The 23,479-nt window shown below is 71.5% G+C and carries 21 protein-coding genes and 1 pseudogene; 14 read left to right on the forward strand and 8 right to left on the reverse strand.

What is annotated here, in order from left to right:
- The first annotated feature begins 2 nt into the window (after window positions 1-2).
- The gene (locus ACIBI9_RS37890; protein WP_397229523.1) at window positions 3-3,035 is read left to right on the forward strand and encodes a sacsin N-terminal ATP-binding-like domain-containing protein; all 3,033 of its coding nucleotides are present in this window, start codon (window positions 3-5) and stop codon (window positions 3,033-3,035) included.
- A 42-nt stretch (window positions 3,036-3,077) separates the two neighbouring features.
- Here the strand turns inward: ACIBI9_RS37890 and ACIBI9_RS37895 are convergent, their stop codons facing one another.
- Window positions 3,078-4,532 (reverse strand): alpha/beta fold hydrolase, encoded by a 1,455-nt coding sequence (locus ACIBI9_RS37895; protein WP_397229525.1) that lies wholly within the window; start codon window positions 4,530-4,532, stop codon window positions 3,078-3,080.
- A 99-nt stretch (window positions 4,533-4,631) separates the two neighbouring features.
- The gene (locus ACIBI9_RS37900) at window positions 4,632-4,835 is read right to left on the reverse strand and encodes a DUF2530 domain-containing protein (protein ID WP_397229527.1); all 204 of its coding nucleotides are present in this window, start codon (window positions 4,833-4,835) and stop codon (window positions 4,632-4,634) included.
- Between the two features lie 83 nt (window positions 4,836-4,918).
- Here ACIBI9_RS37900 and ACIBI9_RS37905 point away from each other — a divergent pair, with 83 nt between their 5' ends.
- The 4 genes from ACIBI9_RS37905 (at window position 4,919) to thpR (ending at window position 8,787) form a co-directional block, all read left to right on the forward strand.
- On the forward strand, window positions 4,919-6,361 hold the full coding sequence (locus ACIBI9_RS37905; RefSeq protein ID WP_397229529.1) for an NCS2 family permease: 1,443 nt from the start codon (window positions 4,919-4,921) through the stop codon (window positions 6,359-6,361).
- A gap of 117 nt (window positions 6,362-6,478) precedes the next feature.
- Window positions 6,479-6,931, forward strand: a complete 453-nt coding sequence (locus ACIBI9_RS37910; RefSeq protein ID WP_397229531.1) for a MarR family winged helix-turn-helix transcriptional regulator — start codon at window positions 6,479-6,481, stop codon at window positions 6,929-6,931.
- A gap of 56 nt (window positions 6,932-6,987) precedes the next feature.
- Window positions 6,988-8,178 carry an MFS transporter gene (locus ACIBI9_RS37915; protein ID WP_397229533.1) on the forward strand — a complete coding sequence of 397 codons (1,191 nt, stop codon included), beginning with the start codon at window positions 6,988-6,990 and terminating at the stop codon, window positions 8,176-8,178.
- 51 nt (window positions 8,179-8,229) lie between these two features.
- Complete coding sequence (thpR, locus tag ACIBI9_RS37920; RefSeq protein ID WP_397229535.1) at window positions 8,230-8,787, forward strand: RNA 2',3'-cyclic phosphodiesterase; 558 nt, start codon at window positions 8,230-8,232, stop codon at window positions 8,785-8,787.
- A 95-nt stretch (window positions 8,788-8,882) separates the two neighbouring features.
- On the opposite strand, the gene ACIBI9_RS37925 is transcribed toward thpR, so the two are convergent.
- Window positions 8,883-9,851, reverse strand: coding sequence for an aldo/keto reductase (locus ACIBI9_RS37925; RefSeq protein WP_397229537.1), 969 nt, complete (start codon window positions 9,849-9,851; stop codon window positions 8,883-8,885).
- A gap of 88 nt (window positions 9,852-9,939) precedes the next feature.
- Here ACIBI9_RS37925 and ACIBI9_RS37930 point away from each other — a divergent pair, with 88 nt between their 5' ends.
- A complete protein-coding gene (locus ACIBI9_RS37930; protein WP_397229539.1) occupies window positions 9,940-11,208 on the forward strand; it encodes an MATE family efflux transporter in 1,269 nt (422 codons plus the stop codon).
- Here ACIBI9_RS37930 and ACIBI9_RS37935 read toward each other — a convergent pair.
- Window positions 11,205-12,356, reverse strand: coding sequence for a hypothetical protein (locus ACIBI9_RS37935; RefSeq protein ID WP_397229541.1), 1,152 nt, complete (start codon window positions 12,354-12,356; stop codon window positions 11,205-11,207). The genes ACIBI9_RS37930 and ACIBI9_RS37935 overlap by 4 nt on opposite strands.
- Window positions 12,353-12,880 (reverse strand): SigE family RNA polymerase sigma factor, encoded by a 528-nt coding sequence (locus tag ACIBI9_RS37940; RefSeq protein ID WP_397229543.1) that lies wholly within the window; start codon window positions 12,878-12,880, stop codon window positions 12,353-12,355. Before ACIBI9_RS37940 ends, ACIBI9_RS37935 begins: the two co-directional genes overlap by 4 nt.
- Window positions 12,881-12,969: 89 nt before the next feature.
- Between ACIBI9_RS37940 and ACIBI9_RS37945 the strand changes: the two genes are divergently transcribed.
- Entirely contained in the window at window positions 12,970-14,004 is a 1,035-nt protein-coding gene (locus tag ACIBI9_RS37945) for a hypothetical protein (protein WP_397229545.1), read from the forward strand.
- Window positions 14,005-14,427: 423 nt separating this feature from the next.
- On the opposite strand, the gene ACIBI9_RS37950 is transcribed toward ACIBI9_RS37945, so the two are convergent.
- Window positions 14,428-14,799 (reverse strand): hypothetical protein, encoded by a 372-nt coding sequence (locus tag ACIBI9_RS37950; protein WP_397229547.1) that lies wholly within the window; start codon window positions 14,797-14,799, stop codon window positions 14,428-14,430.
- Between the two features lie 138 nt (window positions 14,800-14,937).
- Between ACIBI9_RS37950 and ACIBI9_RS37955 the strand changes: the two genes are divergently transcribed.
- Complete coding sequence (locus ACIBI9_RS37955) at window positions 14,938-15,111, forward strand: hypothetical protein (RefSeq protein WP_397229899.1); 174 nt, start codon at window positions 14,938-14,940, stop codon at window positions 15,109-15,111.
- A gap of 32 nt (window positions 15,112-15,143) precedes the next feature.
- On the opposite strand, the pseudogene ACIBI9_RS37960 reads toward ACIBI9_RS37955, so the two are convergent.
- Window positions 15,144-15,467, reverse strand: a pseudogene (locus ACIBI9_RS37960) (hypothetical protein); the annotation flags it as partial.
- Window positions 15,413-15,751 carry a multiprotein-bridging factor 1 family protein gene (locus tag ACIBI9_RS37965; protein ID WP_397229549.1) on the reverse strand — a complete coding sequence of 113 codons (339 nt, stop codon included), beginning with the start codon at window positions 15,749-15,751 and terminating at the stop codon, window positions 15,413-15,415. The gene ACIBI9_RS37965 and the pseudogene ACIBI9_RS37960, both read right to left, overlap by 55 nt.
- Window positions 15,752-15,883: 132 nt before the next feature.
- On the opposite strand from ACIBI9_RS37965, the gene lhgO reads away from it, so the two are divergent.
- From lhgO to ACIBI9_RS37995, 6 genes are all read left to right on the forward strand, one after another.
- A complete protein-coding gene (gene lhgO, locus ACIBI9_RS37970) occupies window positions 15,884-17,074 on the forward strand; it encodes an L-2-hydroxyglutarate oxidase (protein ID WP_397229551.1) in 1,191 nt (396 codons plus the stop codon).
- 17 nt (window positions 17,075-17,091) lie between these two features.
- On the forward strand, window positions 17,092-17,784 hold the full coding sequence (locus tag ACIBI9_RS37975) for a response regulator transcription factor (RefSeq protein ID WP_397229553.1): 693 nt from the start codon (window positions 17,092-17,094) through the stop codon (window positions 17,782-17,784).
- Window positions 17,784-19,196: a sensor histidine kinase gene (locus ACIBI9_RS37980; RefSeq protein WP_397229555.1), complete on the forward strand. Its 1,413-nt coding sequence runs from the start codon at window positions 17,784-17,786 to the stop codon at window positions 19,194-19,196. The genes ACIBI9_RS37975 and ACIBI9_RS37980 overlap by 1 nt, the downstream gene beginning before the upstream one ends.
- 65 nt (window positions 19,197-19,261) lie before the next feature.
- A complete protein-coding gene (locus tag ACIBI9_RS37985; RefSeq protein WP_225965453.1) occupies window positions 19,262-19,918 on the forward strand; it encodes a response regulator transcription factor in 657 nt (218 codons plus the stop codon).
- Between the two features lie 97 nt (window positions 19,919-20,015).
- A complete protein-coding gene (locus ACIBI9_RS37990; RefSeq protein ID WP_397229557.1) occupies window positions 20,016-21,836 on the forward strand; it encodes an ABC transporter in 1,821 nt (606 codons plus the stop codon).
- Window positions 21,833-23,479 carry a YfjP family GTPase gene (locus tag ACIBI9_RS37995; RefSeq protein ID WP_397229559.1) on the forward strand — a complete coding sequence of 549 codons (1,647 nt, stop codon included), beginning with the start codon at window positions 21,833-21,835 and terminating at the stop codon, window positions 23,477-23,479. The genes ACIBI9_RS37990 and ACIBI9_RS37995 overlap by 4 nt, the downstream gene beginning before the upstream one ends.

A 23,479-nucleotide genomic window follows, 5' to 3' on the forward strand; every position in this document is an offset into this window, starting at 1 on the left:
CGATGACCGACACCTATGGCACTGACCGGATGCGAGCCGCCGTCCTCTCCGCGTGGACGGCCTCGCCCGCGAGGTTCCGCGAAGACGCCAACGCCGAAGAGGACTTCGCGCTCGGCGGCTACCGGGACCGGCTGATCGTCGAGCTCGCCCAGAACGCCGCCGACGCGGCCTTGCGCGCGGGTGTGCCGGGGGTGCTGCGGCTGACGCTCACGGGCGACGTGCTGACGGCCGCCAACACCGGCGCCCCGCTCGACGCGACCGGTGTGGAGGGCCTGTCGACGCTGCGCGTCTCCGGCAAACGCGACGAGGTGGGCGCGGCGGGGCGGTTCGGCGTCGGGTTCGCGGCGGTGGTCTCGGTCTGCGACGAGCCCGCCATCTGCTCGCGCGGCAGCGGCGCGGTCCGCTGGTCGCGCTCGGAGACCGCGGCCGCGGTGGCTGAGATCCCCGCGCTCGCGGGCGAGCTGGCCGACCGTTCCGGGCACGTTCCGCTGCTCAGGCTGCCGTTCGACGCGCCGCCGCTCGACGTGCCCGAGGGTTTCGACACGGTCGTACGCCTGCCGCTGCGCGACCCGGCCTGCGTCGACGCGGTCCGGCGCATGCTCGCCGAGACCAGCCCGGCGCTGCCGCTCGGCATGCCCGCGCTGGAGGCCATCGAGATCGACCTCGACGGGTCGGTCCGCACCGTGGTCGCCGACGGCTGGCACGTGGTCTCGGAGTCGGGGGAGTTCACGGCCGAGGAGGTGAGCCGGCTCTTCGCCGACCGGCCCACCGAGGAGCGCGCCCGCCCCTACTGGTCGCTGCGCTGGGCGGTGCCGCTCACCGGCACCGGCGAGCCCGGGCCGCTGCCCGCCGCGGTGCCGCCGGCGGTGCACGCGCCGACGCCCAGCGACGAGCCGCTCGACCTGCCCGCGCTGCTGATCGCGTCGTTCCCGATGGCCACCGACCGGCGCCACTTCGCCAAGGGGCCGCTGGCCGACTTCCTGGTCGAGCGGGTGGCCGACGCCTATGTCCGCCTGCTCCAGGAGCTGCCGCGCACGCCGAGGCTGCTCGACCTGGTGCCGTCCCTGATGGGCAAGGGCGAACTGGACGCCAGGATCCGCCGGGCCGTGCTGGCCAGGCTGCCCTCGACGCCGCTGCTGCCGGCGCTGTCCGCGCCCGCACCCGCCGTGCAGACCCCGTCCTTCGCCGACGCGGAGGTCTACGAGCCCGACGCGCAGTGGCAGGTCGAGCACCCCGCCCGTGAGCCCGAGGGCGACGGGTGGGTGGTCGCGGGCCAGGAGGCGGCCGTGGTGGCCGCCGGCTCCGCAGAGCTGCTCGCGGCGGTCGCCGACTTCGTGCCGGGGCTGCTGCCCGCCGGGTGGCCCGCCAGGCACCCGGCCATGGCCGCGCTGGGCGTGCGCAGGGTCGAGCTGGCCGACGTGATCGATCTGCTGTCCGGCGAGGCCGTGGAGGCGCGCGAGCCGTCGTGGTGGCGCTCGCTCTACGAGGTGCTGCCCGCCGACGATCCCGAGTCGCTGGGCGCCCTGCCGGTGCCGCTGACCGACGGGCGGCTGGTGCGCGGGCCGCGCGGCACGCTGATCCTCACCGACGGCGGGGCCGAGCTGGACCTCAGCCCGCTGGGGCTGCGCATCGTACACCCCGAGGCGGCCCACGCCGCACTGCTCAGGCTGGGCGCGGCCGAGGCCACGCCGCGCACGATCCTCGAAGACCCGCTGACCAAGGCCGCCGTCTCGCAGTCGCTCGACAGCCCCGACCCGGAGCCGGTGGCGCGGGCCGTGCTGTCGCTGGTGGAGGCCTCGGCACTGGCGCCCGGCGAGGCGCCCTGGCTGGCCGAGCTGGCCCTGCGCGGCACCGACGGCGAGCTCTACCCCGCCGGTGAGCTCATGCTGGCCGACGGGGCGCTGGCGGGCCTCCTGGAGCCCGGCACGCACCTCGGGGTGGCCGCCTCCGAGTTGGAGGAGGAATACGGCGCGCGGGTGCTCGCCGCGGCCGGGGTGCTCGACGGGTTCGCGACGGTCCACGAGTCGGACGTGCTGCTCGACCAGGACGACTGCGACCACGACCTCGACGGCGAGGACGACTGGCTCGACCACGTGCTCGACCTGCTGCCCGAGCTGGGCGTGCCGCCGATGGTGCCGGAGTTCCTGGCGGTGCGCGACCTGGAGCTGGTGGCCGACTGGCCGGCCGCCCTCGCCCCGCTGGCCCGCCCGCCGCTGCGGGCCGCCCTCCACCCGCTGCGGGTGGCCGGCGTCGAGGTGCCGTCCTACACGGCGTGGTGGCTGGCCAACCACCCGGTGCTCGACGGGCGCAAGCCGCTGGAGCTGCGGCTGCCCGGGGCCGACCCGCTGCTCCAGGGCCTCTACGCGGACGCGCCCGCAGGGCTCGACGAGGCGGCGCTGTCGATGCTCGGGGTGCGCACGACCCTGCCCGAGCTGCTCGCCTCCCACGGCGGCCCGGAGGAGCTCCTGGACCTGATGGCCGACCCGGCCGTGGAGGTGGACCGCGCGCAGCTGCGCGCCCTGTGGATCGCGCTGGCGGGCGTGGATCCGTCCCGGGTGGCGCCGCCGTCCCGGATCCGCGCCGTCCTGGCGGGCTCCATCGTGGTGGCCGCCGCGGACGACGCGGTGGTGGTGGAGGCGCCCGACCTGCTGCAGCTCGTGGCGGACCGGCCGCTGGTGCTGGCGTCGTACGACCTGGCGGAGTCGCTGTCCGAGCTGCTCGACCTGCCGCTGGCCGGGGAGCTGACCTCCGGGGAGGTCACCTCGCAGGGCCAGGTGCGCCCGGTGCCCCCGGAGGTGCAGGCGCTGCTGCCCACGGCGCCCACCAGCTACGTGGAGCACGAGAAGCTGCTGGTGGACGGGGTGGAGTGCACGTGGCGCTACTTCGAGGGCATGGTCCACTGCACGGGCCTCGACGGGCTCGCCCGCGGCCTGGCCTGGGCGACGGGCCAGTGGAACGACCGGCTGGCGGTGGCCGCGCTGCTGCGTGACCCGGAGTCGGTGCCCCTCCTGCTCGCCGAGGCCGACCTGTCCTGACCTCCGGTGGGGAGGCGCCTCTGCGGCGCCTCCCCTGGAGGGTCAGGCCGCGCAGGAGGTGGACCTGGCGGGCAGCTTGCCGTCCATCAGGTACGAGTCCACCGTCCGCTTGATGCACTCGTTGCCCGTCGAGTAGGCCGAGTGCCCCTCGCCCTCGTACGTGAGCAGGACGCCCGTCTTGAGCTGGTCGACGAACCGCGTCGACCACTTGTACGGCGTGGCCGGGTCGCCCTTGGTGCCGATCACCACGATGGGTCCCGAGCCGGAGGCGTCGATGTGCTCGGCCGCGTCGTCCCCCCGGAACGGCCAGTGGGCGCAAGGGGGAAGGCTCGAGTCCTCAGCCGCCAGCGGCGAGAAGATCTTCTTCACCCGCTCGGTGGTCCTGGCGACCTCGGCGGCGGTGAGTCGTTCGGTGGTGTCGGCGCAGTCGATCGCCTGCTGGCTCGTCATCGCCGTCGTGTACGTCCCGTCCGCTTTGCGTCCCGTGTACGAGTCCGCGAACGCGAGCAGCAGCCTGCCGTCACCCTTGATCGCCATCGCGAGACCCTGCTCCAGCGACGGCCAGCCCTCCTTGGAGTACAGCGGGGTGATGAAGCCGAGCTGGGCCAGCCCGTACGTGAGCCGCCGGTCACCCACCTTCATCGGCTTGGCCCTGATCCCGTCGAACAGGGTCACCACTTTCCGCTCGACGGTGGCCAGGTCGGCTCCGAGGTCGCAGCCCTGCGCCACGCAGTCCTTGGCGAACGCCTTGAACGACTGGTGGAACCCCTCCACCTGTGTCACCGTGAATTCCGCCGAGCCGACCTTGGGGTCGATGGGGCTGTCCAGGACGAACCGGCCGACGTTCTCGGGGAACTGGGTGGCGTACACGGCGCCGAGGTGCGTGCCGTACGAGATGCCGAAGTAGTCGAGCTTCTTGTCGCCGAGCGCGATCCTGAGCAGGTCGAGGTCCTTGGCGGCGTTCACGGTGCCGACGTACGGCAGGACCTTGCCCGAGTCCTTCTGGCAGGCCGCCACGTACTCCTTGGCCAGCCGCTCGGCGTCGGCCTCCGGCCCCGCGCCGAGGAACTTGTCGAGCCGGCTGCCGCACTTGACGCCGGCGCTGCGCTCGACGCCTCTCGGGTCGAAGCTGACCAGGTCGTAGCTCATGCCCAGGGTCCCGAATAACTGGGCCATCTGTGCCATGGAGTCCACGCCCGACGCGCCCGGGCCGCCGAAGTTGAAGACGAGCGAACCGAGGCGGTCGCGGGTGGTGGCCTTGACGCGGATGAGCGCGAGGTCGATCTTCTCGCCGTCCGGCTTGGCGTGGTCGAGCGGGACCTTGATCGTGCCGCATTCGACGCCGCGGCCGGTGGTGATCGGCTTGCCTTCCTGGTCGATGAGGTCGGTGCACTTGCTCCAGGCGACCGTGCCCTGCTCCCGTGCGGGCCGGTCAGCCGTGCCGCATCCGGCGAGGACCGCCGCGGGCAGGAGGAACATCACTATGGCCTTCTTCATGCGGACAAGCATGCTGAAGCCGGGACACGCCGAAGTAGTGAGTGGAAACACGACATCCGCGTGACTTTGGCGGAGATCGACAGGTGACGAATGTCAGTGTCAGCGGCGGCGGCGTACGAACCACATGCCGAAGAGCCCGAAGCCGATCCCGGTCACGCAGGTCCAGATCCACCAGGTGTTCTCGGGGGCGGGACGGAAGATCAACAGGGCGACCAGCGCGACGGCCCACACCGCGGTGCCGACGGCGACGGCGGCCGTGTCGTTGGTCTTGATCGGCTCCGGATCGGGGTGCCACTGCTTCACGTTGTCCAGCCTAGCTTCCAATAGGGTCTCGATCTCATTACCGACTCTTTTCCCAGCTCATCGCGCCTGTCACTCTTCGCGTCGTGAGCGACACTCGTAACGCTATCGACCGTTTCTTCCAAATCTCCCAACGAGGCTCGACCGTCTCCCGTGAGGTGCGGGGCGGCCTGGCCACGTTCTTCACCATGGCCTACATCGTGGTGCTGAACCCCATCATCATTGCCAACGGCACAGACGTGCAGAAGCAGGTCATCGGCGACGGCACGACACCCAACGTGGCGCTCGTCGCCGCCGGGACGGCTTTCGTGGCGGGCGTGCTGACGATCCTCATGGGCGTCGTCGGCCGGGTGCCCTTCGCGATGGCGGCGGGCCTGGGCCTGAACGCCTTCGTCACCTTCAACATCGCCAAGGTGATGACCTGGGAAGAGGCCATGGGCCTGGTCTTCCTCGAAGGCGTCATCATCGCCGTCCTGGTGCTGACCGGGCTCAGGACGGCGGTCTTCCACGCCATCCCGGCCCAGCTCAAGACCGCCATCAGCGTGGGCATCGGCCTGTTCATCGCGTTGATCGGCTTCGTCGACGCCGGCTTCGTGCGGCGCGTGCCTGCCGGGCCGCCGCTGGAGATGGGCATCGGGGGCAACCTGACCTCGTGGCCGATCTTCGTGTTCGTGCTCGGCCTGCTCGTCACGGCCGTGATGGTGGCGCGCAAGGTCAAGGGCGCCATCCTGATCGGCATCGTCGGCACCACCGTGCTGGCGATCGTCGTGGAGCTGATCGCCAAGTCCGGCCAGTTCTCGGACAAGAACCCCGGCGGCTGGCAGCTGAACGTCCCGAAGGTCCCCGACGAGATCTTCGGCTTCCACAACCCGCTCACGCTGTTCACGGAGTTCGACCCGTTCGGCGCGTTCAGCAGGATTTCGGTGCTCCTGGCCGTGCTGTTCGTCTTCACCCTGCTCATCACCGACTTCTTCGACACCATGGGCACCATCGTGGGCGTCGGCCGGCAGGCGGGCCTGGTGCAGGAGGACGGGACGCTGCCGCGTACCAGGGAGATCCTGCTCGTCGACTCGATCGGCGCGGCGGCCGGCGGCGCCGGGTCCGTCTCCTCCAACACCACCTACATCGAGTCGGCCGCAGGTGTCGGCGAGGGCGCCCGCACCGGTCTGGCCAGCGTGGTCACCGGGTTGCTGTTCCTCGTGGCGATCTTCTTCGCGCCGCTCGTCAAGGTCGTCCCGTACGAGGCCGCCGCGCCCGCGCTGGTCGTGGTGGGCTTCCTGATGATGACCTCCATCCGCGACATCGACTGGAACGACTACGAGATCGCGATCCCGGCGTTCCTCACCGTCGTGATCATGCCGTTCACGTACTCGATCTCCAACGGCATCGGCGCCGGCTTCATCAGCTACGTGCTGATCAAGGTCGTGCGGGGCAAGGCGCGCGAGATCCACCCGCTGCTGTGGGGGGTCACGATCCTGTTCGTCCTGTACTTCGCGATCGGGCCGATCCGGGCGCTCTTCGGCGTCTGAGCAGGCCCTCGAGGCCGCCCTGCGCGCGCGGGGCGGCTTCGAGGTACCAAGGAGGTACCAGATATTTGCTTTCGGAAATTTCTCGACATGCCGTATAGTTAGCAAAGGTAATGACACATGCTAACCAACACCCAGCCCAAGACGGACCTGCGCAGCGACGCAGGCCTGGCTTCAGCCCTGCGCGTCTCAATGGCAAGGCTGACCAGGCGCCTACGACGACAGGCGGCAGCCCACTCGCTGACTCCCACACAGTTCGCGACGCTCGCCGCGGTGGAACGGCATTCCGGGATAACCCCCGGCGAATTGGCCGAGCTCGAGAAGGTTCAACCGCCCTCGATGACGCGCGTGATCGCCACGCTCGAGGAGCGCGGCCTGGTCTCGCGCAGCCCGCATCCGACCGACCGGCGCCAGGTGACCGTGACGGTAACCGAGGCCGCCGAGAAGCTGCTGAAGGAGGAGCGACGCCGCAAGGAGGCGTGGCTGACACAGCGGCTGAAGGAGCTCTCACCGGAGGAACGGTCAGTGCTCCGCCAGGCGGCGCCGATTCTGGAGAAGCTCAGCAGGATATAGAGCCTGAAGAACCCAAGACCGGGATGTTCCGGTCGCTCAGGATTCCTAACTACCGCATGTTCGCGGCAGGTGGCATCGTCTCCAACGTCGGCACCTGGCTGCAGCGCACCGCCCAGGACTGGCTGGTGCTCGACCTCACCCACGGCAGCGCGGCGGCGCTCGGAACGGCGACCGCGCTGCAGTTCCTGCCGATGCTGATCTTCGGGATGTTCGGCGGCGTGCTCGCCGACCGCTACCCCAAGCGGCCCATCCTCATCGCCGCCCAGTCGCTCATGGCGACACTGGCGCTCACCATCGGCGTGCTCACCATGACGGGCTCCGCCCAGGTCTGGCACGTGTACGTGATGGCGTTCCTGCTCGGCCTGATCTCCTGCGTCGAGGTGCCCACGCGGCAGGCGTTCGTGGTCGAGATGGTCGGCCGGCGGGACCTGTCCAACGCCATCGCGCTGAACAGCTCCATCTTCAACCTCGCCCGCGTGGTCGGCCCGGCGCTCGCCGGTGTGCTGATCTACGTGCTCGGCGGCACGGGGCCCATCTTCCTGATCAACGCGACGACCTTCGGCGCGGTGATCTCCAGCCTGGTCTTCATGCGCAAGTCCGAGCTGAACCCCGCCGCGCCCGTCCCCAGGGCCAAGGGCCAGCTCCGCGAGGGGCTCCGGTACGTGATCGAGCGCGAAGAGCTGCTCATGCCGGTGCTGCTGATCGGCTTCGTGTCGATGTTCTCGCAGTCGTTCTCGATGTCGATCGCGCTCATGGCGCGCGAGGTGTTCAAGGCCGGGGCGTCCTCGTTCGGGCTGGCCTCCAGCATGTTCGCGGTGGGGGCGCTCGGCGGAGCGCTGCTCGCGGCACGCCGGGCGCGCCTGTCACGCAAGGTGCTGATGTTCGGGGCGCTCGGGTTCGGGCTCTTCCAGATCGCCACCGGGCTGGCCCCGTTCTACCCCGTCTACCTGCTCCTGCTGATCCCGACCGGGATCGCGCTGATCACCATCAACACGGCCGCCAACGCCAGCGTCCAGATCGCCACGTCCCCGGACATGCGGGGCCGGGTCATGGGGATCTACATGCTGGTGTTCACCGGCGGGGCTCCCGTGGGCGCGCCGCTGATCGGCTGGCTGTCGGAGCTGGGCGGGCCGCGGGCGGGCGTGATCCTGTCCGGCGTGCTGGTGCTGGTCGGCACCGGGCTGGCGGTGCTGGTGACGCGCCTGATCAGCGCCCGCGTCGCGAAGCCGGCGCTCGCGGTCGCCTGAGCCCCACCCCTGGGGCCCAGGCGGCATGTGGGCAAGAGACAATCAGGTGGTATGAGGCTGTTCGCGGCGCTGGTGCCGCCCGACGAGATCCTGGACGAGATCTCGCGCGCCATCGCGCCGCACGTCGGGCAGGTGCCGGGACTGCGCTGGCCCGACCGCGCCACCTGGCACATCACCCTGGGCTTCTTCGGCGAGGTGCCCGAGCAGGTGCTGCCCGAGCTGGAGGAGCGCCTCGCCCGCGCCGTACGCCGCTACAGCGTCCTCGACCTGGCCTTCACCGGCTTCGGCGCCTTCTCCTCCGCCCGCCGGGCCAGAGTGTTCTGGGTGGGCGTCACGGGCGACTCCATGACGAGGCTGGCGGACTCGGTCAAGGCGGGTGCCCGGCGGGCCGGGGCCGTACAGACCGACGAGAAACGGTTCCACCCGCACCTCACGCTGGCCCGCGCCAAGACGGAGACGGACCTGCGCCCGCTGGTCGAGTCGCTGTCCGGGTTCAGCGGCTCGCCGTGGCGGGCGGAGCAGGTCCGTCTCGTCCGCAGTCACGGAGGTCCCCAGGTGAGGTACGAGTCACTCGCCGAATGGGCGCTCGCACCCTCCGGGCAGAGCTAGGCTCCAGACCGTGGATCGTCCTCGCATGTGGCTGCTGCCCATTGTGCTCGGCCTGCTCCTGCTCATCGTCGTCGTCGGCGCCCTGGTGAGCTGAGCTACCAGGCGTAGTCCTCCGGAGCCGTGCGGTGGCCGGGGAAGATCTCGTCGAGACGGGCCAGCGTGGCCTCGTCGAGGTCGATCTCCAGAGTGCGCAGACTGCCCTCGAGCTGCTCCATGGTGCGCGGGCCGATGATCGGCGCGACGACCGCCCGCTGCTTGAGCAGCCAGGCCAGGGCCACGTACGCCGGGTCCTCGCCCAGCTCGTCGCAGAGCTTCTCGTACTGCTCGATCTTGTCGCGGTGCTTCTCGAGCTGCTTGACCATGTGCTCGGAGGCCGAGCGGCCTTTGTCGATCTTGCGCAGCACGCCGCCGAGCAGGCCGCCGGCCAGCGGGCTCCACGGGATCACACCGAGCCCGTAGTCCTCGCATGCGGGCAGCACCTCGAGCTCGACCGTGCGGGTGAGCAGGTTGTAGTGGGACTGCTCGCTGATGAGGCCGTTGACGTTGCGCCGGACGGCCGCCTCCTGGGCCTTGGCGATGTGCCAGCCGGCGAAGTTGGACGAGCCCACGTAGATGATCTTGCCCTGCTGGCGCAGGACGTCCATCGCCTCCCAGAACTCCTCGTACGGGGTGTCCCGGTCGACGTGGTGCGCCTGGTAGATGTCGATGTAGTCGGTCTGCAGCCGCTTCAGCGAGGCGTCGCAGGCCCTGCGGATGTTGAGCGCGGACAGCTTCTGGTCGTTGGGCCAGTCGCTCATCTTGCCGTTGAGCTTGGTCGCGATGACGGTCTTCTCCCGGCGCCCGCCGCCCTGGGCGAACCACCGGCCGATGATCTGCTCGGTGATGCCCTCGCCCAGCTTCCATCCGTACACGTTGGCCGTGTCGAAGAAGTTGATCCCCAGCTCCAGCGCCCGGTCCATGATCGCGAAGGAGTCTTCCTCCGAGGTCTGGGGGCCGAAGTTCATGGTGCCGAGGCAGAGCGGGCTCACCTGCAGGCCACTGCGTCCGAGGTTGACGTAATCCATGACTTCAACCCTAAAGACCTGGAGTGCACTCCAGGCCATACACTAGGTCCATGATCTCGAATGGAGCGCTGACGGACATCCGCGCTTCATGATCGCTTTACTTCGCGCCGCCGTGCCGTTGTTCCTCGCGATGGTAGCGGGCATGGTCGGCTCGCTGGTCGTCACCTCGGTGCTCGGCAAGCATGACACAGTCACCCTGGCCGCGTTCGCGGTCGTGACCGCCGTGCTCAACCCGGCCAGCGCCGCGGTGCAGGGCGCGCTGCGCGGGCTCGGGCCGTTCATGGCTCCTTTCCGGGACGATCCGGCGGCGGCCGTGCCGATCGTGCGGGACGCGCGCTGGCTCAGCCTGGCCACCGGCCTGGTCGGCGCGCTCGCGGTGGTCTGCGTGCCGCTGATCGCGAGCGCCACCGGGGTGCCCGGCGAGGTGGTGCGCGAGATGGGCCTGCTGCCGTACTTCCTCGCGGTGTCCCTCCTGGTCTTCGCCTCCACCGGCGGTTCGAGCACCATTCTGATCGCGCTCGGGCGCACCCGCAGCGTGCTCTGGCCGACCCTGGTCTCCGGCGTGGCGCTGGGCGGGCTCACCATCGTGCTGGTGCCGCCGCTCGGGCTCACCGGCGTGGGCCTGGCCTGGCTGATCTCGGGCACGGCGGCGGCGCTCGTGGCGACCTACGGCGTGCGGCGCGCGCTCGGGCGGCCCGTCGGGCAGGCCAGGCCGAGGATCGGCGAGATCGTCGCCCTGGCGAAGGTCAGCATCCCGCTGGCCGGGACCGTGCTCATCAAGTTCGGCGTGCTCGGGGTCGTCACCTTCGCGGCCGGCACCACCAGCACGCGCGACACCGCCGCCCACGCGGTGCTGACCACCCTCACCGGCTTCATCATGATGGCCTCGCTCTCCGTCGCCCAGGCCGCGGTGCCGGACGTGGCCCGCGCCCCCGACCCGGCGGGCGCCCGGAAGGCCAACCGGACCGCGGCCCTGCTCGCCGTCATGGGGGCGCTCACCGGGGCGGGCCTGCTGCTCGGGTTCGGAGAGCACCTGCTGACGCTGTTCAGCGACGACGCCGCGGTGCGGGAGCGCGTGCAGGGACTGCTGCCGCTGATGCTGCTGGCGTCGCTGCTGGACGCGGCCCAGGCGGTGCAGGGCACCGGCCTCACCGCGCTCAAGCGCTCCGCCGCCAGCCTGTCCTACTTTGCGATCGGGTACGGGCTGCTGGTCGTGGCCGCCGTACCCGTGGCCAGGACCTGGGGGATCACCGGCCTGTGGGTGGCCATGGCGGTGGCCAACGGGCTCCTGGTGGTGCTCCAGGGCACCGGTTTCCACCGCCACAGCGCCAAGGTGGGTCGGGTCCTCGTCGGCTAGAAGCCTGGGAGGACGAGGTCACCCGACCAGGCCTTGTACGTGTACTCGGCGAGCTTGCGGATCCGGCCGGTGTTGACGTCGATCGCATACGTGGCGTCGCCCATCGTGGGCACGCCGTCCTTCTTGCCCCGCCAGGACTTGTCGCGCAGTACGTCGCTGACCACCACTTCCGTGGGGCTGTGCCAGCCGCCGATCCGCGGGAAACCGAAGTCCTTCGGGACGTCGGTGAACTTGGCCTCGGACAGGACCTTGCCGGTGGTGACGTCGAGCGTGACGATCGTGTCGACGTCGCGGGTCACGATGTGGTCCTTGATCACCTCGCCGTCGAGGTAGGCCAGCGTCCGCCCGTCCGCGGACAGTTCGCTGACCTGCCGCGAAACCCTGTTCAACGGCGTCACCTTCCCGTCGCCGAACAGCCCCAGCCGGTCCTTGTCGTCGCTGACCACGACCGGGCTCCCGCCGTTGCCGATCCGCCGCACGCGCCACCCCTCCGGGATCTCGGTCACCTGGCCCGTCTCCATGTCCACCACCGAGCTCGTCCGGTCCAGCAGGCCGAGGTGGCGCCCGTCGGGGGAGAGCACCAGCACCGCCCCGCTCTTCACCATCGTCTCCCGCGTGACGGTCTGCGGGGTGAGCCAGACCCGGCCGTCGGCCAGGTCCCGGACCGCGAACTTCTGGTCCTTCTCGCTGTAGTACGCCACCCGCTTCCCGTCCGAGGAGATCGTCAGAGGGCCGCCGGTGTTCATGTAGTTCTCGGGAACCTGCTCGGTGTACACGCTGAGCGCCTCAGGCATCCGGAAGCTCCCGCCGGTGCTGGTCACCAGCCGCCACTGGGCGCATTCCTGGCCGGCGAAGGTCCCGGTGTTCTTCCGGTAGTCCCACTCCCTGCCGCAGAAGTCGTAGTACGCGTACGCGGCCGGGTCCACGCCGGAGGCGGGCAGCACGTTCGCGATCTCGCCACTCATCGTGGCGCCGCCCGGGGTGGTGATCAGGACGGTGGCCGTGAGCGCCGTCGCGACCAGCGACGCCACCGCCGAGCCGAACGTCGCCACCTTCCACCTGCGGGCCCCCCGCACCGCCCGTTCGGCCAGGTCGACCTCGGGCGCCTGGGCGGCGATCAGCTGGAGCTCGTCACGGAACCGGGTCATCGGTAGACCTCCTCGGGGTCGACGTCGTGGAGCAGTTCGGCCAGCTCGGGGGCGAGGGCCCGTAAGCGGCCGAGCGCGTGGCTGGTCTGGCTCTTGACCGTGCCGGGCGAGCAGCCGAGCAGGTCGGCGGTCTCGTCGATGCTGCGGTCCTCGTAGTACCGCAGCACCAGCACGGCCCGCTGCCGTGGCGTCAGGCGCAGGAGGGCCCGCTGCAGCGCCATGCGGTGCAGGCTCTCGTCCTCGGGGTCGGCCCCGGGCTCGACCTCCGGCGGGTGCGCGGTGAGCGTCTCCGTGGCACGCCTGCGCCGCCGCCAGGAGATGTGCTCGTTGACGAGCGCCCTGCGTACGTACGCCTCCGGATTGCCGTCTTTCGTCAGCTTCCTCCAGTGCCTGGCCGTCCGCATCAGAACGGTCTGCAATAGGTCCTCGGCCTGCGGGGCGTTGCCGGTGAGCAGGTACGCGGTGCGCATCAGCGCGTGCTGGCGCCCGCGGACGAACTCCCTGAAGCCCTCGTATGGGTCCATGCCTCTCCTTCCACCCGCTATCAACGCGGACACGGGCGGTGGCGTTGGAGGTCAGTCTTGGGCGGCGACTCGTGGGGCATGATGTCGGAGTGGGGGATGGAGTGATTCGGGCGCTGGCCGCCGCGGGGGCTGTGGCGATGGCCACCTGTGTGCTGTTCACCGTTCCCGCCCGTGCGGCGGTGGCGGACGAGGGAATGGAGAAGCTTTTCGCCTTCAAGGACCCCAAGATCACGGAGTCCAGCGGCCTGGCCGTCTCGCCGACGCACGAGGGCATCTATTACACGCACAACGACAGCTCCGCCAACCCCACCTTCTACGCCGTGGACGGCAAGGGGCGGACGCAGGCCACCTTCCAGGTGCGGGGCGCCCAGGCGAGAGACTGGGAGGCCATGGCCGCGACCAAGGACCCGGCCACGGGGCAGGGCACGCTGTGGTTCGCGGACATCGGCGATAACCTCAACGGGGCCTGGCCGGACATCTCCATCTACCGCGTGGTGGAGCCCCGGACCGTCAAGGACGCCACCCTGCCCGCCACCCGCTACCGCTTCCGCTACGCCGACGGCGGCCGCAACGCGGAAGGCATCATGATCAACCCTCGGACGGGGCGCCTCTACGTGGTGTCCAAGGAGTTCTCGGGGTCCGTCTACGCCGCGCCGAAGAAGCTCCGTACCGACAGGACGAACGTCCTGCGCAAGGTGGCCATCGCGCCCCTCATGGCCACGGACGCCGCCTACGCCCCGGACGGCTCCTCGTACGTCATCCGCACCTACTTCTCCGCCACCCTCTACCGCCCGTCGGGCGAGATGATCACCAAGGTGTCGATGCCGGAGCTGAAGCAGGCGGAGTCGATCGCGTACACGGCGGACGGCAAATCCCTCCTCACGGGCACGGAGGGGCCCCGCAGCCCGGTCTACCGCGTCACGATCCCCGCCGCCGCCCGCCCCACCACCGCCCCGAGCCCGACGTCGGCCGCGCAGACACCCGCCAAGGACGCGGGCACGGCCTCCCAGGCGGCCGCCGAGACGGGCGCGACCGGCTTGACGACCAAGGACATCCTGATCTGGATCGCCGCCGCCGCCACCGCCCTGGGCACCATCACCTTCATCGCCCGCCGCACCCGCTAACCCCACCGGCCCCCGCATCGCCGCGTTGCCGTGACGGGGAGGACGCGGGGATGAGGGGACGAGGCGACGAGGGGATGAGGGGATGAGGGGACGCGGGGACGCGGGGACGCGGGAACGCGGGAACGCGGGAACGCGGGAACGCTCAGGGCACCGCACTCCGGCACGGCGGGCACTTCCATGCGCCGGGTGCTTCGGGGCGCCGGGTCGGCGGGTGGGTGTGCGGTGGTGCTCGGCGCAATGCGTGCGGTGCTCAGAGGGCGCGGGCCGATGGTGCGATGTGGTGGCCGAAAGGGCGGAGAAGGCGGTTAACGGGCGGCGTTGCGGCGGGTTGGGGTGAGGCTGGTGAGCGTCTCCCTGGAGGGTCGGTCACTGGCGACGGCGGGTGGTGCCCACCGTGCCAGCCGTAAAGGATCAAAGGGAGAGCTAGTGGGAGCGCATCGTGGCGGTGAAGAGGTCGCCGCGCAGGGCACGTTCGACCACCTCGATCGAACGGGACAGCCGCACCAGTCGCGGCCCCTCCTCCCGGTACGCGTCCAGCACCGCCTCGATGGCGTGCGGCGGCAGGTGCCCCTTGAGGTCTACCGCCGCCCCCCGGTAGCCGGCGCGGGCGGCCTCCACGGCGGAGGCGACGTGGTGGCGGGCCATGCTGGCGAGCGCCACCGGGTGCCGCCTGAGCACCTCGTAGGCGCGATAGTCGGGCGGCACGGCGTCGAGCAGCCAGGCCACGGCCGAGGTCTCCCAATCGGGAACGCTGGGCGGGCGGACCTCGGGCGGCCACTCCGGTGGCAGGTACATGCCGCCATCGTACTCATGTTCGACTCGATGCCCAGGAGGGGCCCAGAAGGGGTATGGCTCGATGGCCCGAACCACGCCCCGGGTGCTCGGCGGGCGATGTGGAGGAAGTTCTCCACGTCGCCGGCGCTGATTGTGCGCGTGTTGTACACGTGCGTGCCGCCCTTGTTGTACTCCTCGAGCGTCACCGACCCGCCGCTGACCCCGGCGACGTGGCCGAAGCGCCCGCTGTTCCACTGCGCGACCGAGCCGGCCGTGGGGGTGTCGTCGACGGGCAGGCCGCCCGCCGCCGGCTCGCACAGCTCCGCGACGTAAGGTGCCCGCTCGGCCTCGGCCCGCGCCGTGAACAGCTCCTCGAACTGGTCGACCACCAACAGGCTGTACGTCTCCACCGCCCGGCCGTCGTCCCAGGCGGGGACGGCGGGGTTGGCGGGGACGTCGGGGCTGGCGGCGTTGGCGGCGGCGGTGGCGGCGGTGGCGATGGTGGTGGCGGTGGTGGGCGTACGGTGCAGGATGGCCGGAACGCCCGGTTGCCGGCCGGGCAGCGGCCCCGCGCGGACGGCCGGGATCAGCCCAGCCGCCGGCAGGGACGACTTGCCCGCCCCCGAGGACTCGATCACCACCGGATGGGTCGCGAGCGGATCCGCGAGCAGCCGGACCAGCTCGGCCACGACCCGCTCGCGCCCGAAGAACTACCTGGCGTCCTCGGCCCGAACGCGGCCGGCCCCGGACAGGGGCACGGATCCTGGGCCGCGGCGGCCAGCGCGAGCGGCGCGCCACCGGCCTCCAGCACCTGGTCGCACAGGCGCGCGAAGGCCCCGCTGGGAGGCTTGTCGCCGTTCTCGACCCGGCTGATGTGCCCCTTGCTGTAGTGGACCTTGGTGGCGAGCTCCGTCGGCGACCAGTCCCGCTCGGCCCGCCTGCGCCGCAGCTCCGCCCTGAACCGCTCTTCCATCGGCACCGGCCATCACTCATCGCACTCGGACGGATGCACACAGTACGCACAATGCGACGGCTATGCCCATTCGCTCAAGCGCTGGATCGCCCGGATATAGCGGGGAGGGCCGGTTAGCCGGAAAATCGTCGTGTGACGGAGAAGATCGGAGTCGTGGGAGCGGGCATAGTCGGCCTGGCCGTGGCGCGCGAGCTCGCGAAGGCCAGGGGCGCCGAGGTGACCGTGCTGGAGAAGGAGCCGCAGGTCGGCGTCCACCAGACCGGCCACAACAGCGGCGTCGTCCACGCGGGCATCTACTACCCGCCGGGCTCGCTCAAGGCCAGGCTGTGCCGCGAGGGTGTGGCGCTGCTCAAGGAGTACTGCGCCGCCAACGCGCTGCCGTACGACGAGGTCGGCAAGCTGGTCGTCGCGAGCACCCGTGCCGAGCGGCCGCTGCTGAGCGCGCTGGCCGAGCGGGCGCGCGCCAACGGCGTGCCCGGCATCGCGGAGCTCGACGGGCTGGCGCTGCGCGAGATCGAGCCGCACGCGGTCGGCGTCGGCGCGATCCACTCGCCGCACACCGCGATCTGCGACTTCCCCGCCGTCGCCCGCCGGCTCGCGCTCGACGTGGAGGAGATGGGCGGATCCGTACGGCTCTCGCATCCGGTCAGGGCGATCAGGGAGCGGTCCGGGGGCGTGGACGTGCTCGCGGCCAAGCGGAAGTTCACCTTCGACCGGCTGGTGGTCTGCGGCGGCCTGGGCACCGACACGGTGGCCGGGATGGCGGGGCAGTCGGGGGATGTGCGGATCGTCCCGTTCCGAGGGGAGTTCTACGCGCTTCAGGGCGCGGCCAAGGACCTCGTCCGCGGGCTGATCTATCCGGTGCCGGATCCGCGCTATCCGTTCCTGGGCGTGCATCTGACGCGCCAGATCGACGGCGGGGTGCTGGTGGGGCCGAACGCGGTGCTCGCCCTGGCCTACGAAGGCTACACCTGGCGAAATATCCGAAATTTCGGTCAAATTCTTGGTTGGCCGGGGACGCTGCGCATGGCCAGGACCCACTGGCGTACGGGGATCAAGGAGGTCTACGGGTCCCTCGTCAAAGGCGCGTTCGTCAGGGGCGCCCGCCGCTACGTCCCCGAGCTCACCGCCGCCGACCTCGTACGGGCTCCCGGCGGCGTACGCGCCCAGGCCGTCGCCAGGGACGGCCGCCTGGTCGACGACTTCGTGGTGGACGTGCACGGCAACATCGTCCTGGTGCGCAACGCGCCCTCGCCCGCAGCCACCTCCAGTCTGGCGATTGCCCGGCACATTGCCGGAATTGTCCCAGCACTCGTCCGATGAGGGCATCCTTGGATGTGATGGAATCACGCCTGCTGATAGTCGAGGACGACCCCAACATCCTCGAGCTCCTGGCCGCGAGCCTGAGGTTCGCGGGTTTCGACGTGACCACCGCGAAGAGCGGCCACGACGCCGTCGCCGCCGTGCAACGGCACCGGCCCGACCTCGTCGTGCTCGACGTCATGCTGCCCGACCTGGACGGATTCGAGATCGTCCGGCGGATGCGCGGCGGCGGGCTGCACACGCCCGTGGTGTTCCTGACCGCCCGTGACGAGACCGAGGACAAGATCCGCGGGCTCACGATCGGCGGCGACGACTACGTGACCAAGCCGTTCAGCCTGGAGGAGGTGGTCGCCAGGATCCACGCGGTCCTCCGCCGTACGAACGGCGACCTCCCGGCCGCCCCGCCACGGCTGACGTTCGCCGACATCGAGCTGGACGAGGAGAGCCACGAGGTGTGGCGCGGGGGCAACGCGGTGGCGCTGTCGCCGACCGAGTTCAAGCTGCTGCGCTACTTCATGACGAACGCCGGCCGCGTCCTGTCCAAGCCGCAGATCCTCGACCACGTGTGGGACTACGACTTCAGGGGCGAGGTGGGCATCGTCGAGTCGTACGTGTCCGTGCTCCGCCGGAAGATCGACAACCGCAGCCCCCGGCTCATCCACACCCTGCGCGGTGTCGGATACGTCCTTCGCCTGCCACCGAGCCCCTGATGCGCGGCCTGCCGCTCCGGATCAAGCTCATCGCGTCGATGCTGGCCCTGCTGGGGTTCGGCATGACCTTCATCGGCCTGGTGAGCGTCTCGGTGCTGCACGGCTACCTCATCGACCGGGTGGACAGCCAGCTCGGCCTGCTCAACGCCCGCATGCACAAGAAGGTCGTGAGCGACTGGCGCAAGGACAGGGAGACCTCGGAACGGCCGATCATCATCGAGTCCGACGCGATCGTCCTGGTCAAGGAGCCGGGCGGCGACTTCGTGCCGATGCTGACCGACCGCGACGTGGACCTGAAGCCCAAACCGGTACTGTCGCCCTCGCCGGGCCCGGAGGCGTACACGGCGCCGGCGACCAGGGGAGACGGCGAGTGGCGGGTGCTGGAGCGCGTGGTGCAGCGGCAGACGCTCGTGGTCGCGGTGGATCTGGAGGAGGTCGACGCGATCACCAGGCGGCTCGTGCTCATCGAGCTGCTGGGCGGCGGCGGCATACTGCTCCTCCTGACCGTCGCGGGCATCACGATCGTCCGGCGGAGCATGCGCCCGCTCGGCCAGATCGAGCGCACGGCCGAGGCCATCGCCGGCGGTGAGCTGGGCCGCCGGGTGCCGGACGCCGACCCGCGTACCGAGGTCGGAAGCCTGGCCAACTCGCTGAACGGGATGCTCGCCCAGATCGAGGCCGCCTTCGCGGCGCGCTCGGCGTCGGAGGCGGCGGCCCGCCGCTCCGAGGACCGCATGCGCCAGTTCGTCGGCGACGCCTCCCACGAGCTGCGCACCCCGCTGACCTCCATCCGCGGCTTCGCCGAGTACGCCAGGCAGAACCCCGGCGCCGACCCCGCCGAGCTGATGCAGCGCGTGGAGAAGGCCGCGGGCCGGATGAGCCTGCTGGTGGACGACCTGTTGTTACTGGCCAGGGTGGACCAGCAGCGGCCGCTGAAGATGCGCCCGGTGGACATGCTGGCGCTGGCCGCGGACGCCGTGCAGGACGCCAGGATCCTCGCGCCCGACCGGATCATCAAGCTGGACGTGGTCGGCGGCGCGGCCCTGATCGTCTCGGGCGACGAGGTACGCCTGCGCCAGGTCATCAGCAACCTCGTCACCAACGCGATCATCCACACCGAGCCCGGTTCGCCGATCATCGTGCGCATCGGGGCGGGCTCCGAGACACTGTTCCTCGAGGTCGTCGACCACGGCCCCGGACTCACGCCCGAGCAGGTCGAGCACGTCTTCGAACGTTTCTACCGCGCCGACTCCGCCAGGTCGCGCCGCCGCTCCGGCGAGGACCGGGGCAGCGGGCTCGGCCTGGCCATCGTGCGGGCGCTCGTCCAGGCCCACGGCGGCGCGGTCACGCTGGACAGCTCGCCGGAGGCCGGCTCCACCTTCCGGGTCGAACTCCCACTTGCCTTGGAGTGAGCCTTCAGCTAACCCTCAGGTGTCTGGGTCACTCTAAGTAGGTGACGAAACCCGAGGCGCTGATCATGGTGGTGGACGACGAGCCCAGCATCAGGGACCTCCTGTCCGCCAGCCTGCGCTTCTCCGGGTTCGAGGTGCTGACCGCCGCCGACGGGCAGGAAGCCGTGGAGGTGGCCGATCGGGCCTCGCCCGACCTCGTGGTGCTCGACGTGATGCTGCCGGACCTGGACGGGTTCGAGGTGGCCAAGCGGATCGACGCACCCGTGCTGTTCCTGACCGCCCGGGGCGACACCGAGGACAAGATCGCGGGCCTTCGGGTGGGCGACGACTACGTGACCAAGCCGTTCAGCCTGGAAGAGGTGCAGGCCAGGATCCGGGCGGTGCTGCGGCGCACGCGCGGGGAGGGCGCGCCGGCGAGCAGGCTCAAGGTGGCCGACCTGGAGCTGGACGAGGACGCCCGCGAGGTGTGGCGGGGCGGCCGGCAGGTGCGGCTGTCGCCGACGGAGTTCAAGCTGCTGCACTACTTCATGGTCAACGCGGGGCGGGTCCTGTCGAAGGCCCAGATCCTCGACCACGTCTGGAACTACGACTTCGGCGGTGACGCGGGCGTCGTCGAGTCGTACGTGTCCTACCTCAGGCGCAAGGTGGACGACGTCGAGCCGCGGCTCATCCACACCCTGCGCAGCGTCGGCTACGTGCTGCGGGAGCCGCCGCCGGGCTGAGGCGCGACACCCCGCCCGCGGTGGACCGTCGAACGCGGCTCACCGTAGCGTGGGTCGTATGGAGCCGCTGGCCGCGCCGGAGACTAGCGTGGGCCGTATGGATCTGCTGGCCGCGTTGGAGGCGCTGCGCCGGCCGCTGGATCGCGAGCTGTTCCCGCTGGCGGTCGGCGAGGTGGCGCGGGACCGGCGTGCGCTGCGCGAGCTGGCCGGGCAGCTCGACGACTACCTGCTGCCCCGGCTGCGCGCACTCGACGCGCCGCTGCTGGCCGTCGTCGGCGGGTCCACGGGGGCGGGCAAGTCCACGCTGGTCAACTCGCTGGTCGGGGCCGACGTGACCGAGCCGGGCGTGCTGCGGCCCACCACCCTCGTTCCCACGCTCGTGGTCAGCCCCGCCGACCAGGCCTGGTTCATGGGCCAGAACGTGCTGCCCGGCCTGTCCCGCGCCACCGGCACCGGTCCGGGGGCGCTGCGGGTGGTCACGTCCGACGCGCTGGGCGCCGGCCTCGCGCTGCTCGACGCGCCCGACATCGACTCGGTGGTGGTCGCGAACCGGGAACTCGCCGCCCAGCTGCTGGCCGCCGCCGACCTGTGGCTGTTCGTCACGACCGCCGCCCGTTACGCCGACGAGGTGCCGTGGAGCTTCCTGCGCTCCGCCCGCGAGCGCAGCACCGCCCTGGCCCTCGTACTCGACCGGGTGCCCCCGGACGCGGCCGAGCCCGTCTCGCGCGACCTGACCCGCCTGCTCGCCGAGAACGGCCTCGACGGCACGCTGCTGTTCACCGTCCCCGAGGCGGCGCTCCCCTCCGAGAAGGCCAGGTTGCCGGAGGAGAGCGTGCGGCCCATCTCCTCCTGGCTCACGGGGCTGGCCACCGACGCGGCGGAGCGATCCCGCGTCGTACGCCAGACGCTGTCGGGGGCGCTCGACAGCCTGGCCACCCGGGTGCCCGCGCTGGCCGTGGCCGTCGAACGCCAGCAGGCCGCCTTCGACACCCTGCGCTCCGTCGTGGCGGGCGCCTACGCGGGCGGCCTCGCCGACTTCGACGCGGGCATGCGTGACGGGTCGCTGCTGCGGGGCGAGGTGCTGGCCCGCTGGCAGGACTTCATCGGCACCGGCGACCTCATGCGCTCGCTGGAGAGCCGGGTCGGGTGGCTGCGCGACAGGATCGTCGGCTTCTTCACCGGACAGGCGCCGGAGGTCCAGCTCAGGGACGCCCTGGAGAGCGGGGTGGAGGCGCTCGTCAAGGGAGCCGCCGACGGGTCCGCCGAACGCGCCCTGGAAGGCTGGTCGGCCGCGCCCGGCGGTCACGGCCTGCTGGAGCGGCTCGGCCCCATGGAGTCCGCCCGCCTCGGCCGCGCCGCCCCCGACGTGAGCAGGCGCGCGGAGGCGACGGTCCGGGGGTGGCAGGAGTTCGTCCTGGACCTCGTACGCGAGGAAGGGCGCGAACGGCGGACGGCCGCCCGCGTGGCCTCGTTCGGGGTGAACGGGGCGGGGCTGCTGCTCATGCTGGGCGTGTTCGCCTCCACGGGCGGACTGACCGGGATCGAGGTGGGGATCGCGGGCGGCACGAGCCTGCTGTCGCAGAAGCTGCTGGAGGCCGTCTTCGGCGACCAGGCCGTGCGGACGCTGACCGTGCGGGCGCGCGACGACCTGCGGGATCGGGTGCGGCTGCTGCTGGAGGAGGACTCGTATCGGTTCACGGCCCAGCTGGAGGCGATGGAGCCGCCCCGGGGCACGGCGAACGCGCTGCGCGGCGCGGCCGAGCGCATCCAGGCCCACCGCGCGGAGCTCCCGGCGACGGCCGCGGGCGGGAAGGACGCGATCGTGGGCGGAGAAGGCGCGACCGCGGGCGGAGAGGACGCGATCGTGGGCGGAGAGGGCGCGACCGCGGGCGGAGAGGACGCGGGGGACACGCCGTGAAGCTGCTGCGCCGTAAGGAGGGCCCGTCCCTCGACTCCCGCCTGGCCGCCCTGCTGGAGGCCGCCGAGCTGGCCGACGGGCGGTTGCCGGAGGAGGCGGTGTCCGGCGCGCGGACGGTCGCCGAACGGGCTGGCGTGCGCCGTACCCTCTCGATCGACCACACCGTGGCCGCGCTGGCGGGCGCGACGGGCAGCGGCAAGTCGTCGCTCTACAACGCCCTCGCCGGTGCGGACCTGGCGGCGGTGGGCGTCGTACGGCCCACCACCTCGGCCGCCCAGGCGGCGCTGTGGGACGGGGAGGGCTCGGGCCCGCTGCTGGACTGGCTGGACATCCCCCGGCGCCACCCCGCCACCTCCGCCTCCGACCTGTCCGGACTCGTCCTGCTGGACCTGCCCGATCACGACTCCATCCAGGTGTCGCACCGCCTGGAGGTGGACCGGCTGGTGGAGCTGGTGGACCTCCTGGTTTGGGTGGTGGATCCGCAGAAGTACGCCGACGCCGCCCTCCACGACCGCTACCTGCGCCCGCTGGCCGCCCACCGGGGCGTCATGCTGGTGGTGCTCAACCAGGTCGACCGCCTGCCGGAGAGCGCCGTCGACCGCTGCGTCGGAGACCTCCGCCGCCTCCTGGACGAGGACGGCCTGGCGGGCGTGCCGGTCCTGGCCGTCTCCGCCCGCACCGGTGCCGGGCTAGCGGGGCTCCGCGCGCTACTGAACGACCGCGTCGCGGAACGCAAGTCCTGGTCCACCCGGCTGGCGGCGGACATCACCACCGCCGCCGGCCGCTTCGGCGCGCCGGAGGAGGCCCCGGCGGGTCAGGCGATGGATGGGACGCTCACGGCCGCGCTCTGCGAGGCGGCCGGGGTGCCGCTGGTCGTGGAGGCGGTGGCCAAGGGGCACCGGCACCGCGCCGTCGTCGCCACCGGCTGGCCCGTCACCCGCTGGATCCGCAAGCTCAGGCCCGACCCGCTCCGCAGGCTCCGCATCGGCGCCATGGCGCCGGTGGGGGAGCTGCCCGCGGGTAGGGCTCCGGCCGGGTCTTCGGGGCAGGGGCCTGGGGCCGTGGTCGTCGGCCGTACGTCCGTCCCGGCGGGCTCGGCCGTACAGAGGGCCAGGGTCGAGACGGCGATCAGGGACGTCGGCGAGGCGGCCGCGTCGGGCCTGCCCGGCCCCTGGGCGGCGGCGGTGCGGCAGGCGGCGCGGTCCCGCTCGCAGGAGCTGGCCGACGCGGTGGACCGGGTGGTGGCCACGACGTCCGCCGCCGCGACGAAGCGGCCGAAGTGGTGGCGGGCCGTGAACGTCCTGCAGTGGCTGGTGTTCGCGGCCATGCTGGCCGGTGCCTTGTGGCTGGGCGGGCTGTTCGGGATGGACTACCTGCGCCTGCCCCAGCCGCCGCTCCCGACCGTGGGCGTGGTGCCGTGGCCGACGGTGCTGCTGGTGGGCGGGGCGCTGGCGGGGGTGCTGATCGCGTTGCTGTCACGGCTGGCCGCCTGGGCGGGCGGCAGGCGACGGGCCCGGCGTACGGCCAGAGCCCTGCGTACGGCCGTGGGCCGGGTCGGCGACGAGCTCGTGCTGGCCCCCGTGCGGGCGGAACTCGACCGGTACGCCCGCTTCACCGAGGCTCTCACCCGAGCCCGCGCCTGA

It is taken from the genome of Nonomuraea sp. NPDC050451, from assembly GCF_044458585.1.

What these genes read in the sequence shown, in the direction of transcription:
- ACIBI9_RS37950 (WP_397229547.1), bottom strand. Translation starts at nt 14,799, where the DNA reads ATGTACCTGCCACCGGAGTGGCCGCCCGAGGTCCGCCCGCCCAGCGTT.
- ACIBI9_RS37935 (WP_397229541.1), bottom strand. Translation starts at nt 12,356, where the DNA reads ATGACCCGGTTCCGTGACGAGCTCCAGCTGATCGCCGCCCAGGCGCCC.
- ACIBI9_RS37980 (WP_397229555.1), top strand. Translation starts at nt 17,784, where the DNA reads ATGCGCGGCCTGCCGCTCCGGATCAAGCTCATCGCGTCGATGCTGGCC.
- ACIBI9_RS37890 (WP_397229523.1), top strand. Translation starts at nt 3, where the DNA reads ATGACCGACACCTATGGCACTGACCGGATGCGAGCCGCCGTCCTCTCC.
- ACIBI9_RS37965 (WP_397229549.1), bottom strand. Translation starts at nt 15,751, where the DNA reads ATGGAAGAGCGGTTCAGGGCGGAGCTGCGGCGCAGGCGGGCCGAGCGG.
- ACIBI9_RS37985 (WP_225965453.1), top strand. Translation starts at nt 19,262, where the DNA reads ATGGTGGTGGACGACGAGCCCAGCATCAGGGACCTCCTGTCCGCCAGC.
- ACIBI9_RS37975 (WP_397229553.1), top strand. Translation starts at nt 17,092, where the DNA reads ATGGAATCACGCCTGCTGATAGTCGAGGACGACCCCAACATCCTCGAG.
- ACIBI9_RS37915 (WP_397229533.1), top strand. Translation starts at nt 6,988, where the DNA reads ATGTTCGCGGCAGGTGGCATCGTCTCCAACGTCGGCACCTGGCTGCAG.
- ACIBI9_RS37940 (WP_397229543.1), bottom strand. Translation starts at nt 12,880, where the DNA reads ATGGACCCATACGAGGGCTTCAGGGAGTTCGTCCGCGGGCGCCAGCAC.
- ACIBI9_RS37895 (WP_397229525.1), bottom strand. Translation starts at nt 4,532, where the DNA reads ATGAAGAAGGCCATAGTGATGTTCCTCCTGCCCGCGGCGGTCCTCGCC.
- ACIBI9_RS37990 (WP_397229557.1), top strand. Translation starts at nt 20,016, where the DNA reads ATGGATCTGCTGGCCGCGTTGGAGGCGCTGCGCCGGCCGCTGGATCGC.
- ACIBI9_RS37930 (WP_397229539.1), top strand. Translation starts at nt 9,940, where the DNA reads ATGATCGCTTTACTTCGCGCCGCCGTGCCGTTGTTCCTCGCGATGGTA.
- ACIBI9_RS37910 (WP_397229531.1), top strand. Translation starts at nt 6,479, where the DNA reads ATGCTAACCAACACCCAGCCCAAGACGGACCTGCGCAGCGACGCAGGC.
- ACIBI9_RS37925 (WP_397229537.1), bottom strand. Translation starts at nt 9,851, where the DNA reads ATGGATTACGTCAACCTCGGACGCAGTGGCCTGCAGGTGAGCCCGCTC.
- thpR (WP_397229535.1), top strand. Translation starts at nt 8,230, where the DNA reads ATGAGGCTGTTCGCGGCGCTGGTGCCGCCCGACGAGATCCTGGACGAG.